Source organism: Nocardioides zhouii (assembly GCF_004137345.1).
Lineage (GTDB): Bacteria > Actinomycetota > Actinomycetes > Propionibacteriales > Nocardioidaceae > Nocardioides > Nocardioides zhouii.
In genome coordinates this window covers 23,265-35,853 of record NZ_SDWV01000033.1, presented here as the reverse complement: position 1 = coordinate 35,853, position 12,589 = coordinate 23,265, and the positions used below count along the sequence as shown (strand labels likewise).

Below are 12,589 nucleotides of genomic sequence, written 5' to 3'. Positions count from 1 at the left end.
TCGCTGAGCACCGCCATCCGCGTCATGGGCCCAGCATCAAGCCCGAACCACGCTCAACATTGGAGACACGCCCTAGCCTGCGCCCCATGCCCGCGCCCACGCTCGCCGACGTCGTCGACCTCCTGCACGAGTGGTATCCGCCGGGCACGGCGATGGACGGTGACGCCGTCGGGCTGGTGTCCGGGTCGCCGTCGGCGGTCGTCTCGAAGGTGATGTTCGCGGTCGACCCGACGATCGAGGTGGCGCGCGACGCCGCGGAGTGGGGGGCCGACCTCCTGGTCGTGCACCACCCGCTCTTCCTCACGCCCGTGAGCTCGGTCGCCGCGACGACGCCCAAGGGCCGCACGCTCCACACGCTCAGCGAGGCCGGGTGCGCGCTGCTGACCGCGCACACCAACGCCGACCAGGCGATCTCGGGCGTCTCGGAGTCGCTGGCGCTCGCCCTCGGGTTGCGCGACCTCGCCCCGATCCTCCCGTCGGCGCCGGGCTCGGCCGTCGGGACCGGACGCGTCGGAACGGTCGACGAGGTGTCGCTGGGAGCGTTCGCGGCACGCGTCGCCGAGGCGCTGCCCGCCACGGCACACGGCGTACGCGTCGCGGGGGAGTCGGACCGCCCCGTGCGCAGGGTCGCGGTGTGCGGCGGAGCCGGCGACTTCCTGCTCGACGGGCTGGTCGGCGAGGACGTCGACGTCTTCGTCACGAGCGACCTGCGACACCACCGTGCGGGGGAGTTCCTCGAGCACGGCGGCGCCGCGCTCGTCGACGTCGCGCACTGGGCGGCGGAGTGGACCTGGCTCCCGGTGGTGGAGGGTCGGCTGGCCGCGAGCCTGGGCGATAGGGTCGAGACCCGGGTCAGCACGCTGTGCACCGACCCGTGGACGTTCCGCCACTGATGTTGTTACAGGAGAGCCGTTGAAGGCCGATCCCACCCACCAGGTCACGCTGCTCGAGGTCGCCGAGCTCGACTCGCGCGCCCTGCAGCTGCGCCACCAGCGCTCCCACCTGCCGGAGCTCGGCGAGATCGCCACGCTGACGGCCGAGCGCACCGCGCTGACCGACCAGGTGCGCGACGCGCGCATCGTCGTCGACGACCTGACGGTCGAGCAGGCGAAGGCCGACCGCGAGGTCGAGCAGGTCAAGACCAGGCGCGAGCGCGACCGCAACCGGATGGACACCGGCCAGATCACCAACCCCAAGGACCTCGAGCGGATGCAGCACGAGCTGGTCTCGCTGGAGCGTCGGATCACCACGCTCGAGGACGCCGAGCTGGAGGTGATGGAGGCGCTGGAGGAGGCGCAGCAGGTGCTCGACGGCCTCGGCATCCGTGCCGAGGACATCGACGCCCGGCTGGCCGAGCTGGTCACGCTGCGTGACGAGAAGCAGGGCGGCATCGACGTCTCGCTCGCCGAGGTCTCGGCCGCCAGAGGGCCGGCGACCGACGGCATGCCCGCCGACCTGATGGCCCTCTACGAGCGGCTCCGCGAGCAGAAGGGCGTCGGCGCCGCGCTGCTGCGGTCCCGCCAGTGCAGCGGCTGCAACATGAGCATCGACGCCTCCGAGCTCTCCCGCATCCGCTCCGCTCCGGCCGACGAGGTCATCCGGTGCGAGGAGTGCCAGCGCATCCTGGTGCGCACCGACGAGTCGGGACTCTGAGAGCCGTCCAGTCGTGCGATTGCCCGACGCGGAGCTGATGGCGGAGCGCAGCCGTACGTCGCTGCGCGCCCGCGTCGCCCGGCTGCGGGCCAAGGGCTGGGTGATCGGCCAGTGCGCGATCGCGGCGGGCGTGGCCTGGTGGCTGGCGGCCGACGTCTTCGAGCACCGGCTGCCCTTCTTCGCGCCGATCGCGGCCGTGGTCTCGCTCGGCATGTCGTACGGCCAGCGGCAGCGACGCGTCGCGGAGGTCACCATCGGCGTGGCGCTGGGGGTGCTGCTCGGCGACACGACCACGCACCTCATCGGCTCTGGCGGCCTCCAGATCATGTTCATCGTGGCGGCCGGCATGTCGATCGCGCTGCTGCTCGACGCCGGCCAGCTGCTGATCATCCAGGCGGCAGTCCAGGGGATCGTCGTCGCGGCGCTCGCGCCCGCTCCGGGCGATGCGTTCCTGCGGTGGACCGACGCCCTCATCGGCGGAGCCGTCGCCCTCGTGGCGGCGACCGTCGTCCCGCGAGCACCCCTGCGCAAGCCGCGCGACCAGGCAGCGGTGGTGGTGCGCAAGATCGCCGCGCTGCTGCAGTGCGCGGCCGACCGGCTGGGCGACGGTGACGTCGACCGGGCGCTGGCGATGCTGCGCGACGCGCGATCCACGGACGTGCTCATCGCGGAGCTGCGAGCGGCCTCGGAGGAGGGCCTGTCGATCGTCAGCTCCTCGCCCTTCCGCCGTCGCCACGGCGAGCACCAGCGCCAGCTCGCCGAGCTCGTCGAGCCGCTCGACGTGGCGCTGCGCAACACCCGGGTCGTCGTACGCCGCGTGGCCGTGGCCAACTACCGCCACGAGCCCGTGCCGGCGTCCTATGCCACTCTCATGCGCGACCTGGCCGTCCTGTCCGAGCGGGTGGCCGACGAGCTCGTCGCCGACCGGATGGCCACGGCGGTGATCGACGACCTGATCGCGCTCGGCCAGGCGACTGCCGACGTCGAGCACAGCGCGGACCTGTCGGCCGAGGTGATCCTGGCCCAGGTGCGCTCGATCATCGCAGACCTCCTCGCCCTGTGCGGGATGGACCCGCTCGAGGCGACGGACATGATCCCGCTGCGTTAGACGTCGGTGACGACCACGTCGAGCTGCGTGCCCTTCGCCGTGGGCTCGCCGACCTCGACCGTCCAGCCGAGGCGCGTCAGTGCGGCCGCGAGCGCCTTCGGGGTGCCGGGGTTCGCACCGTCCTCCAGCAGCGCGCGGACGATGCGTCCCTTGGTCGCCTTGTTGAAGTGGCTCACCACCGTGCGCCGGCCGCCCGACTCGTGGAGGACGCGGACGGTCGCGACGCGGCGGGCCAGGTCGGGCTCGGGCCGCCAGAACGCGGCGTACGTCCCCGACCGGAGGTCGACGAGCAGGCCGGTGCCGACGGCGTCGCGGACCGCCGCGCCGAGGACCTCGCGCCAAGCGCCCGCGACCGAGCCGGTGCCGGGGAGGCTCGCGTCGCCGGAGAGGCGGTAGGCCGGGATCCGGTCGCCGGGGCGCACGATGCCGAAGAGCGAGCTGGTGACCGCGACCCGCGCCGTCGCGCGGCGCCGGGCCGCGGGGGACAGGGTGGCGAGGCCGAGGGTCTCGTAGAGCACGCCGGTGTAGATCGCGTCCGCGCGGGCCGTGGGCGCCGACTCGAGCCCGGCGTTGCGTCCGACGAGGTCGCGCTGGCCGGCGGCGAGACCGAGCACAACCGCGGCCTGCTCGGGGTCGTCGCGGCAGAGGGTGGTGAGTGCGGCCAGCACCGTCGTACGCGTCGCGGTGAGGCTCGGCGACGAGAGCCCGGCGAGGTCGAGCGGCTTGCCCCGGCGAGGAGCGGTCTTGCCCTCGCTGGGCGGCAGCAGGATGAGCACGCGCGCAAGCGTAGGCAGCGCGGCGGGGCTCCGATCGGGCAGGGTCGTGGGTCTCGATACGCCCCGTCGCGATCTCGTGCCTCGGTCGCGGGGCCACTCGACCTGCCTACCCACGCCGGGCACGACTCCGTCGTGCCCGGCTAGGGTCGGGACATGCCCAGCAACCGTGTGGTGAAGGTCCGGTCGACCGGGGACAGCGTGACGGCGCAGGAGATGCGTGACGGCATCGCCGCGATCCAGGCGGAGCTCAAGCTCTCGTCCGGGTTCCCCGAGGAAGTGGAGAAGGCCGCCGCCGACGCGGCCGCCGCCCCGCGGCTGGCGGAGCTCGACCGCACCGACATCGAGTTCGTCACGATCGACCCCGAGGGTGCCAAGGACCTCGACCAGGCGATGCACATCGAGCGGTCCGGTGACGGTTTCGTCGTGCACTATGCGATCGCCGACGTGGCGGCCTTCGTCACGGCCGGTGACGCCGTCGACGTCGAGGCCAACCGCCGTGGCGAGACGCTCTACGGCGCCAACTCGAAGATCCCGCTGCACCCCCCGGTGCTCAGCGAGGGCGCGGCGTCGCTGCTCCCCGACGAGGTGCGCCCGGCGCTGCTGTGGACCATCAAGGTCGACGAGACCGGCGAGGGCACGGACGTCGACGTGGAGCGCGCGCTGGTGCGCTCGCGCGCGCAGCTGACGTACGAGGGGGTCCAGGCCGACCTCGATGCGGGTCGGGCCGGCGAGCTGATCGGGCTGCTGCAGGAGGTCGGCGAGCTCCGGCTGGCGCGCGAGGCGGCCCGCGGCGGCGTGTCCCTGCCGCTCCCCGAGCAGGAGCTCGTGGAGGTGGACGGTCACTGGGAGCTGGAGTTCCGGCGGCTGACGCCTGTCGAGAACTGGAACGCGCAGATCTCGCTCCTGACCGGGATGGCCGCGGCCTCGCTGATGGTCTACGCCCGCGTCGGCATCCTCCGTACGCTCCCGCCGGCCGACCCGCGCGACGTCCAGCGGCTGCACCGTACGGCCCGGGCGCTTGGGATCGACTGGCCGGCCGAGCAGCTCTACCCCGACTTCATCCGCACCCTCGACCCGTCGAAGCCGACCCACGCCGCGATGGTCGTGGCCTGCACACGCCTGCTCCGCGGCGCCGGCTATGTCACCTTCAACGGCGAGCTCCCCGAGCAGGCGCAGCACTCGGCCCTCGCCTCGGAGTACGCCCACGTCACCGCGCCCCTGCGCCGGCTGGCCGACCGCTACGCCGGCGAGATCTGCGTCGCGCTGTGTGCCGGCACCGACGTACCCGGCTGGGTCGTCTCGGCGATGGCCGAGCTGCCCGAGACGATGATCGAGTCGGGCCGCCGGGCGAACCAGTACGAGAACGCCGTGGTCGACCTCTGCGAGGCCGAGCTGCTCCAGGGCCGGGTGGGGGAGACGTTCGCCGCCGTCGTCGTCGAGGTCGAGGAGAAGGACCCCACCAAGGGCGACGTGACGATCCAGGACCCCGCCATCGAGGCGAAGGTCACCGGCTCGTCGGACCTCCCCCTCGGCGAGGAGGTGTCGGTCAAGCTCGTGCTGGCCGACCCGACGACCCGGAAGGTGTCGTTCGAGCTGGCCTGACCGGCGTGCGCCTCGGCGAGCTCGGCCAGCACCCAGCGGACGTACGGCTGGTCGCGCATGACCTGCTCCCACGTGAACCGCAGCACGCGCCAGCCGCGGAACACGAGCAGGTTGTAGCGGGCACAGTCGCGCCGGTGGGCCTTGCGCGTCGTGTGGAAGGTCCACGAGTCGGCCTCGAGCACGTGGCACACGAGGTCGGGCCGCACCTCGCCCGTGCCCAGGTCGAGGGTGGCCTGGGGTTCGACGGCGAGCCCGGCCTCGATGCAGAGGGCGCGCAGCACGGACTCGAACGGGTTGGCGGCGCGCTTGTCGGCGTGCGCCAGCACGCGGCGTACGGCGGCGCCGCCGGCACCGCGTACGTCGATGGCGTCGAGGTCCGCGCGTGTCACGAGTCCGAACCGCACGATCCGTGCGCAGTCGATGACCGTGCGCAGGGGAGTGGTGACGCCATGCTGGACCTGGTCGTCCGCCAGGTTGGCCCAGCGGACCGCGAGGCCGACCCGCTTCTCGAGAGACCGCTTGCGGCCACGTCGGGTGGTGAGGCGGAGCAGCTGCCTCGTGGACGCGGCCCCACCGAGCCTCTCGAGGGCTTGAGCCGGCGCGTCCCGCCCCAGGGGTGAGACGGATGTATCAACGGGGGGTCGGGCCACACCTACAGGTCACGGCCGAGAGCGTGGGGGCACCTTCGGTCGAGGCCCCGTCGAGCCCGCCTCGGCGGGGCCGCTCTTGTTGCGGGGAGTGGGTCGGCCTGTAGGCCGGGTTCTGTCCTGCTTGCGCAGGGGCGACCATCCATCTGCGACGACCGTTGCCGGCCGCCTGGTGCGATCTACCCGGATGCTCGGGCGGGCCGCCCTCGAACGCATCCTGTCTGATCTTGCTCCGGGTGGGGTTTGCCTAGCTGCGCCGGTCGCCCGGCGCACTGGTGGTCTCTTGCACCACCGTTTCACCCTTACCGCTCCCCGTGAGGAACGGCGGTCTGTTCTCTGTGGCACTGTCCCGCGGGTTTCCCCGGGTGGCTGTTGGCCACCACCCTGCCCTGTGGAGCCCGGACCTTCCTCGACCCACCACCCGGAGGTGACGGACCGCGGCCGCCCGGCCGACCCACTCGACTCGGAGTCTAGGGCTGGGTGAGCACCTCGGCGCCATCCTCGGTGACGAGCAGGGTGTGCTCGAACTGCGCGGAGCGGCGGCGGTCTCTGGTCACGACGGTCCAGCCGTCGTCCCACATGTCGTAGTCGGGGGTGCCGAGGTTGAGCATCGGCTCAATGGTGAAAGTCATCCCGACGCGGATCTCGTCGTCGAAGCGCGGGTCGTCGTAGTGGGGGATGATCAGCCCGGAGTGGAACGCGGTGCCGATGCCGTGGCCGGTGAAGTCGCGGACGACGCCGTAGCCGAAGCGGGCGGCGTACGCCTCGATCACGCGGCCGATGATGTTGACCTTCCGGCCGGGCTTGACGGCCTTGATCGCCCGGTCCAACGACTCCTTCGTACGCTCGACCAGCAGGCGGGTCTCCTCGTCGACGTCGCCGGCGAGGAACGTGGCGTTGGTGTCGCCGTGCACGCCGTCGATGAACGCCGTGATGTCGATGTTGACGATGTCGCCGTCCTCGACGACGCGCGCGTCGGGGATGCCGTGGCAGATGACCTCGTTGACGCTCGAGCACAGCGACTTCGGGAAGCCGCGGTAGCCGAGGGTCGAGGGATAGGCGCCGTGGTCGCAGAGGAACTCGTGGCCGATCCGGTCGAGCTCGTCGGTGGTGACGCCGGGCACGACGTGCGAGCCGACGAGCTCGCGGGCCTGCGCGGCGAGGCGGCCGGCCACCCGCATCCGGGCGATCGTGTCGGCGTCCTTGACCTCCTCGCCGGCGAACCGCTCCGGTGCCGGGCGGTCGACGTACTCGGGGCGGGCGATGTGCGCGGGCACGGGACGGCGGGCTGACACCTCTGCGGGGGATACGACTGGCACGCCGCGAGTGTAGTTTCGGCCCATGAGCGAGAACGAATACTGGTTCTGCCTGAAGCACCACACGGTCGAGGGACGCGACGGCTGCAAGAGTGCCGACCGCCTCGGGCCCTACGCCACCTCGGAGGAGGCCTCGCGCGCCCTGGAGAAGGTCCAGGAGCGCAACGAGGAGTGGGACAACGACCCTGCCTGGAACGAGGACGGCAAGGGCTCGGGCGACGGCCTCACCGACGGCACGCCCGACAGCTGATCACTTCTTCTTCCGGCCCTTGACGGGTGAGGCGGCCTGGGCGAGGTCGGCGGCCGCGCGCACGCTCTTCAGCGCTCGCTTGGTGTTCTTGTCCAGGGTCTTCGTGAGCTCGGCGATCGCCGACTCGTACTGCTTGCTGACGCGGGCGGCCGTCTCGGCGGCCACGCGCTCCGCCGTCTCCTGCGCGACCTTCTGGATGAGCGCAGCGGTGCCGACGGCCTGCGCACTGGCGTCGACGACGCGACCTGCCGCCGACTTCCGGGCCGCCGTCGCCACGGGCTTGGGGCCGGGGGGAGCGGTGCGGGTGGGCGTGGTCCGCTTGGCGCTCGCCTTCCTGGCCGGTGCCTTCTTCGCCGCAGTCTTCTTCGCCGTTGTCGTCTTCGCGGGAGCGGTCTTCTTGGCGGTCGTCTTCTTCGCGGGAGCAGCCTTCTTCGCCGGCGTCGTCGAGGCCGCGGTCTTCTTCGTCGCCGCTTTCTTCGCAGGAGCGGCCTTCTTGGCGGTCGTCTTCTTGGCAGGCGTCGTCTTCTTCGCCGGGGTCTCGCTCACAGTGGCTCCTCGCGTCGTCGGACCCTGATCGTCCCCTGCCGGGGCGCTGTTGTCACCGGCTAGCGTGTCGCCGTGCCCACACGTCCGGTCCGAGAGCCGCTGTCGCCCTTGCCCTTCGCGGGGATGATCGGGCTCGCCTGCGTGGCGTTCGTGATCGGCGCGACCCCGTTGGTGGTCCCGGCGCCGTGGTGGGCCGTCGCGCTGCTGGTGCTGCTGTGGGTGGTCGCCCTGGTGCTCGCGATCAGCTGGTTCACCAGCCGGCCGCGGACCGTGGTCGTGATCCCGCTCGCGCTCACGCTGGTGTGGTTCGCGACCGTCGTCGGCGGTGCGAAGTACCTCGGGTGGAGCTGAGCGTCAGAACGTGTGGTCGGGTCCGGGGAAGGTCCCGCCGCGTACGTCGTCTGCGTACGCCCTGGCCGCCTCGAGCAGCACCCCGTGCACGTCGGCGTACTGCTTGACGAAGCGCGCCATCTTGCCGGTCCGCAGGCCGAAGGCGTCCTGCCACACCAGCACCTGCCCGTCGCAGCCGTTGCCGGCGCCGATGCCGATGGTCGGGATGGTCAGCTCCTTGCTGATCCGCTCCGCCACGTCGCCCGGCACCATCTCCATGACGACGGCGAAGGCGCCTGCCTCCTGGACGGCGCGGGCATCGGCGATGACGCGGTCGCTCGCGTCGCCGCGACCCTGGACGCGGTAGCCGCCGAGGGTGTGCTCGGACTGGGGGGTGAAGCCGATGTGCGCCATGACGGGGATGCCGCCGCGGGTGCACTTCTCGATGACGGGAGCCATCTCGGCGCCGCCCTCGAGCTTCACGCAGTGGGCGCCGGCCTCCTTCATGAAGCGGACGGCGGTGAGGTAGCCCTGCTCGGGCGAAGCCTGGTAGCTGCCGAACGGCAGGTCGCCGACGACCATCGCGCGCTGCACCGAGCGCGAGACGGCGCGGGTGAGGGGGAGCAACTCGTCGACCGTGACGGGGAGCGAGGTCTCGTTGCCGTAGACGTTGTTCGACGCGGAGTCACCGACGAGCAGCAGGTCGATGCCGGCCTCGTCGAACGTCGCGGCGGTGTACATGTCGTACGCCGTGAGCATGGTGATCTTCTCGCCGCGCTCCTTCATCTCCCGCAGGTGATGGGTGCGGACCCGCTTCACGGGTGCTGCCTGCGCGGCAGCGCCGGAGCCGTAGGGGGCGGTCTCTTCAGCCATGTGCGCTCCTCGTCATCTCGCAGCTCCCGAGTGGAGTCCACGGACCGGTTTCAGGCTAGTCCCGACCGGCGCGTACGACGCTGTGTCGGCGGTCACACACCCTCGAGCGGGCGGCCCTCGTCGTTCTCCACGCGCTCCAGGTCGTCGCCGTCGTAGTCGGCGCACGACGACTGCACCGACACGGTCCACGCTCCCTGACCGCGGGCGGGGGACGGCTGTACGTCGACCGTGGTGTCGTCCTGCGCGACGGCGACATGCCCGTCGACCTTCGTGGCGTCGTCGTAGCCGGCGTCGACCAGCGCCGCGCGGACCTGGTCGAGCTGTGCCGCCGTCTCGCCCTCGCCCGCGGTGATCGTCGCGAAGGCCTCGTAGCGCCAGCTGATGGCCATGCAGCTCTGCCACTGGCCCTGCGCCTTGACGGCCGTGGCGCCCAGCGCCTCGGACACCAGCGGGATCGCCTCCTGCGCGCGCTCGGTCGTCGCGGTCTCGACGGCGTCGACCGACTCGCCGCCACCCTCCTTGGCGGAACCGCCGCTGGTGGAGCAGGCGGACATGACGGTGGCCAGGACGAGCAGCAGCAGTGTCGTACGCACGATCCCCACGCTAGTGCTCACGGCCAGTGGTCCGGCCACAGGTCGTCGAACGCGTCCTGGGCTCCCTCGACCGCGTCGCCGACACCGTCGCGTACGCCCTCATAGGTGTCGACGACCCCGTCACGCGCGCCTTCGTACGTGTGGACCACGCCGTCGCGGACGTCCTCGTAGGTGTCGACGACGGGTTGCACGACGTGGTGCTGGACCTCGTCGCCGACCCAGTCGTAGAGGTAGTCGTGCGCCTCCTGGGTGCGACCGCCCGTGTCGACGACGTCGCCGGAGTTGCCCGAGACCACGTCGGCCATGCTGGCGAGGGCCGGGTTGCCGTCGTCGAAGTAGTTGGTGTGGTTCTCCATGAACCCGGTCGTGACCAGCCCGGCCCCGTGGAACTCCTGGCCGTTGTCGACGCCGAACACCGTCGCCCCGAAGTCGTGCTGCGCCGGATCGGCGCCGAGGCCGAGGCTGTCGTCCCACGTCCCTGGGAACAGGCCGTCCTCGCCGCCCAGCCAGGACACCGGATCGTTGTCGGCGGCACCGACGAAGACCTGGCCCGCCGGCATGTTGAGGTCGCTCGCGTGGTGGACGCCCTCGCTGGCTCCGGGGCTGCCGATGAGGACGAGCGAGTCGGCGTCCATCCCGTCGGCAGCGGCGTACGCCGACGTGGTCGAGCCGTAGCTGTGGCCGATCACCGTGAGGTGCGGCTGGTCGCCGCCGGTGTGGGTGCTGTTGAGCCCGTCGACGAACTGCGACAGCGCGACACCACCGGCCTGGGCGTTGGCCTCGGTGCCGGTGTGCGCGACGTCGCCGCCGGAGTCGATGAGGTCCCACGGCATCTTCGACTCGGGGTTGAAGTTGGGGGAGTCGTAGCCGATCCACGCGATCGTGGAGACCGAGCCGGCGCGCGGCGGGTCCTCCGACAGCATGCTGTTGACGGTCTCCTCGTAGAGGTTGAGCGCCTGGTCGCCGTTCTCGTCGATCTGGGTGCCGTCCTGCATGATGCCCGGCACGTAGACCGCAGTGTGGTCGGCGGTGTCGGGGTCGCCGTAGGCCACGGCGGCGATCCCGTCGCCACCGAAGGCGTGCGGCTGGTAGGCCATCACGAAGGCGTCGACGCCGAGGTCCTCCCACTTCGTGCTGTGGGCCTGGGCCACGGCGGCCTCGATGGACTGGGCGTTCTCCAGCCACCGCGCCTCCGAGGCGCTGAGCTCCTGGCCGGAGGCCTGGAGACCGAGGAGGTACTCGATGTCGCGCTGCACGGACGACGTGTTGGCCTCGTCGCGGTCGCCGGTCGGGATGCCGTTGGTGTTGCCGACGAGGTCGGGGTCGCTGATCATCAGCGCGTTGCGCTCAGCCTGCGAGAGCCCGGCCCACCAGGAGTTCACCGCGTCGGTGTCGGTGCCGAGCCGGCGCAGCTCCGCGGCCAGCGCGGCGGTGTCGGCGCGTGAGGAGTCCTTCGCGGCCGCGAGGCCCTCCGCCAGCTGGTCGACGGCGCCCAGCGCGCGTACGGCCGCCTGCTCGTCGGCGTCGACGCGGTCGCGCCAGGCCTGGAGGTCGCGGTGGTAGGCCTCGAAGCGCGACCGCAGCTGGGCTGCCTCGGCCTGCAGGCCCGGGACCTGGTCCTCGGTGGCGGTCTCGATGCGGCCCAGCAGGGACTCGCGGTCGCCGTTGAGCGTCTGTCGACGCTCCATCAGCTCCTCGCGCTCGGTGCGCCGCTGCCGCATCTGGGTGAGGAACTGGTCGATCGCGAGCGCCCCGCGCTCCAGCGCCGCGCCAACCGCGTCGGTGTCGGTCGCGAACTTCGTCACGGCGTGGTCGGCCGCGTCGGCCGCGTCGCCGCTGAAGTCGGCAGGCGCACCGTTGGCACGCGCCCACTCGGCGACGTCGCTGACCGCGGTCGCGGCAGCGCGTACGTCGGTGAGGATCGCCCCCGACGCCTCGGTGACCTTCAGCTCGGGCTCGGTCGGCAGCCAGGCCGGGACGGCGATCGTGGTCACGGGCCCACCGCCTGGACGGGCACGGTGTCGCGGTCCTCCCACAGCAGCAGCTGCTGCGTGGCCTGGACGGACTCCTGGTCGGTGGCGAGGAAGTCGTACATCGTCTGGGCCAGCGAGTCGGCGTGGCCCGAGGCCAGGTCGCGCAGGACCAGGGTCCGCTGCTCCCACGTGGTGAGGAAGGCGTCGGCCGCGCCCTGGACGGCGTCGCCGAGGAGGGCGGGGTCGGCCTGGGCGAGGTTCTTGCGGGGGCCGTTGAGACCCTCGGACTGCTCCTCCCACGCGGTGCGCGCCTTGGCGAGCGTGGCCGTCCACATCTGGAGGGTCATCCGGTGACCTCCGCCGCGGAGCCGACCTTGGCGGTGCGGAGGGTGAGCACGAGGGAGGTGGGCCGCACAGTGGCGGCCGCCTCGAAGCCGCCGCGGCGGCGGGCGACGAGTCGCGGCCGGTCGCCCGACACGGGGCGCGCCTGCCAGCCGAGGCCGACGAGCGCGTTGCCGGTCGCGCGGAGCAGGGCGATGTTGTCGCCGTCGGCCAGGCCGCCGACGACGGCGACGCACTCGTACCAGCTCTGGTCCCACTCGTCGGTGTGCCACCGGCCGTCGCGCCTCACCGAGCCGGCGCCGGCGAGCCTGGCGAGCAGGTCGTCGAGCAGGCGCTCGAGATCGGCGGCGAACGCCTCGCGCTGGCCGGGCCCGAGCTCGGGGAGCTGCGGGACCGGGACGGGCTGCGGCAGCACGACGATGTCGACCTCGGGGTGGCGCTCGCGTACGACGCGCAGCATCGGGTCGCTGAGCGTGGGGTCCGGCGGCGTGGGACCTGGCTGGCCCGGTTCGATCGCGGGAGGCGTCATGGCTTCCTTCTTCCGCGAGCGGACCCCGCTCAAACCCGTTCGTTCAGCCCT

Annotated in this window: 15 protein-coding genes and 1 other RNA gene; 7 read left to right on the top strand and 9 right to left on the bottom strand. The window is 72.1% G+C overall.

From position 1 onward, the window contains the following. Window positions 1-86 precede the first annotated feature (86 nt). The 3 genes from EUA94_RS21330 to EUA94_RS21320 are packed head-to-tail and all read left to right on the top strand — an operon-like array spanning window position 87 to window position 2,761. On the top strand, window positions 87-893 hold the full coding sequence (locus EUA94_RS21330; protein WP_129428934.1) for a Nif3-like dinuclear metal center hexameric protein: 807 nt from the start codon (window positions 87-89) through the stop codon (window positions 891-893). 19 nt (window positions 894-912) lie between these two features. Continuing rightward, entirely contained in the window at window positions 913-1,653 is a 741-nt protein-coding gene (locus tag EUA94_RS21325) for a zinc ribbon domain-containing protein (RefSeq protein WP_129428933.1), read from the top strand. Window positions 1,654-1,666: 13 nt separating this feature from the next. Beyond that, complete coding sequence (locus tag EUA94_RS21320; protein ID WP_242495115.1) at window positions 1,667-2,761, top strand: FUSC family protein; 1,095 nt, start codon at window positions 1,667-1,669, stop codon at window positions 2,759-2,761. On the opposite strand, the gene yaaA is transcribed toward EUA94_RS21320, so the two are convergent. Continuing rightward, complete coding sequence (yaaA, locus tag EUA94_RS21315; RefSeq protein ID WP_129428932.1) at window positions 2,758-3,537, bottom strand: peroxide stress protein YaaA; 780 nt, start codon at window positions 3,535-3,537, stop codon at window positions 2,758-2,760. The two genes, EUA94_RS21320 and yaaA, sit on opposite strands and share 4 nt — an antisense overlap. 153 nt (window positions 3,538-3,690) lie before the next feature. Between yaaA and EUA94_RS21310 the strand changes: the two genes are divergently transcribed. Both EUA94_RS21310 and EUA94_RS21305 read left to right on the top strand, forming a co-directional pair. Beyond that, on the top strand, window positions 3,691-5,139 hold the full coding sequence (locus EUA94_RS21310) for an RNB domain-containing ribonuclease (protein WP_129428931.1): 1,449 nt from the start codon (window positions 3,691-3,693) through the stop codon (window positions 5,137-5,139). A 182-nt stretch (window positions 5,140-5,321) separates the two neighbouring features. Continuing rightward, entirely contained in the window at window positions 5,322-5,759 is a 438-nt protein-coding gene (locus EUA94_RS21305; protein ID WP_129428930.1) for a hypothetical protein, read from the top strand. Between the two features lie 115 nt (window positions 5,760-5,874). Here EUA94_RS21305 and rnpB read toward each other — a convergent pair. Continuing rightward, window positions 5,875-6,243: RNase P RNA component class A (gene rnpB, locus EUA94_RS21300), an RNA gene on the bottom strand. Between the two features lie 13 nt (window positions 6,244-6,256). Next, window positions 6,257-7,129, bottom strand: coding sequence for a type I methionyl aminopeptidase (gene map, locus EUA94_RS21295; protein WP_129428929.1), 873 nt, complete (start codon window positions 7,127-7,129; stop codon window positions 6,257-6,259). Between map and EUA94_RS21290 the strand changes: the two genes are divergently transcribed. Continuing rightward, entirely contained in the window at window positions 7,128-7,352 is a 225-nt protein-coding gene (locus EUA94_RS21290; protein WP_129428928.1) for a hypothetical protein, read from the top strand. The genes map and EUA94_RS21290 overlap by 2 nt on opposite strands. Here EUA94_RS21290 and EUA94_RS22505 read toward each other — a convergent pair whose 3' ends face one another. Continuing rightward, window positions 7,353-7,898, bottom strand: a complete 546-nt coding sequence (locus tag EUA94_RS22505) for a hypothetical protein (RefSeq protein WP_207210700.1) — start codon at window positions 7,896-7,898, stop codon at window positions 7,353-7,355. It abuts the gene before it with no gap. Between the two features lie 72 nt (window positions 7,899-7,970). On the opposite strand from EUA94_RS22505, the gene EUA94_RS21280 reads away from it, so the two are divergent. Further along, window positions 7,971-8,249 carry a hypothetical protein gene (locus EUA94_RS21280; RefSeq protein ID WP_129428927.1) on the top strand — a complete coding sequence of 93 codons (279 nt, stop codon included), beginning with the start codon at window positions 7,971-7,973 and terminating at the stop codon, window positions 8,247-8,249. Window positions 8,250-8,252: 3 nt separating this feature from the next. On the opposite strand, the gene panB is transcribed toward EUA94_RS21280, so the two are convergent. From panB to EUA94_RS21255, 5 genes are all read right to left on the bottom strand, one after another. Continuing rightward, window positions 8,253-9,101, bottom strand: a complete 849-nt coding sequence (panB, locus tag EUA94_RS21275) for a 3-methyl-2-oxobutanoate hydroxymethyltransferase (protein WP_129428926.1) — start codon at window positions 9,099-9,101, stop codon at window positions 8,253-8,255. A 92-nt stretch (window positions 9,102-9,193) separates the two neighbouring features. Beyond that, window positions 9,194-9,694 carry a hypothetical protein gene (locus EUA94_RS21270; protein WP_129428925.1) on the bottom strand — a complete coding sequence of 167 codons (501 nt, stop codon included), beginning with the start codon at window positions 9,692-9,694 and terminating at the stop codon, window positions 9,194-9,196. 17 nt (window positions 9,695-9,711) lie between these two features. Beyond that, complete coding sequence (locus EUA94_RS21265) at window positions 9,712-11,688, bottom strand: alpha/beta hydrolase (RefSeq protein ID WP_129428924.1); 1,977 nt, start codon at window positions 11,686-11,688, stop codon at window positions 9,712-9,714. Continuing rightward, window positions 11,685-12,014 carry a hypothetical protein gene (locus EUA94_RS21260; RefSeq protein ID WP_129428923.1) on the bottom strand — a complete coding sequence of 110 codons (330 nt, stop codon included), beginning with the start codon at window positions 12,012-12,014 and terminating at the stop codon, window positions 11,685-11,687. The genes EUA94_RS21265 and EUA94_RS21260 overlap by 4 nt, the downstream gene beginning before the upstream one ends. Then, a complete protein-coding gene (locus tag EUA94_RS21255) occupies window positions 12,011-12,538 on the bottom strand; it encodes a hypothetical protein (protein ID WP_129428922.1) in 528 nt (175 codons plus the stop codon). The genes EUA94_RS21260 and EUA94_RS21255 overlap by 4 nt, the downstream gene beginning before the upstream one ends. Window positions 12,539-12,589 lie beyond the last annotated feature (51 nt).

Excerpts from the sequence above, each read along its gene's own strand:
- EUA94_RS21330 (WP_129428934.1), top strand. The coding sequence starts at position 87 with ATGCCCGCGCCCACGCTCGCCGACGTCGTCGACCTCCTGCACGAGTGG.
- EUA94_RS21310 (WP_129428931.1), top strand. The coding sequence starts at position 3,691 with ATGCCCAGCAACCGTGTGGTGAAGGTCCGGTCGACCGGGGACAGCGTG.
- EUA94_RS21290 (WP_129428928.1), top strand. The coding sequence starts at position 7,128 with ATGAGCGAGAACGAATACTGGTTCTGCCTGAAGCACCACACGGTCGAG.
- map (WP_129428929.1), bottom strand. The coding sequence starts at position 7,129 with ATGGGCCGAAACTACACTCGCGGCGTGCCAGTCGTATCCCCCGCAGAG.
- panB (WP_129428926.1), bottom strand. The coding sequence starts at position 9,101 with ATGGCTGAAGAGACCGCCCCCTACGGCTCCGGCGCTGCCGCGCAGGCA.
- EUA94_RS21260 (WP_129428923.1), bottom strand. The coding sequence starts at position 12,014 with ATGACCCTCCAGATGTGGACGGCCACGCTCGCCAAGGCGCGCACCGCG.
- EUA94_RS21255 (WP_129428922.1), bottom strand. The coding sequence starts at position 12,538 with ATGACGCCTCCCGCGATCGAACCGGGCCAGCCAGGTCCCACGCCGCCG.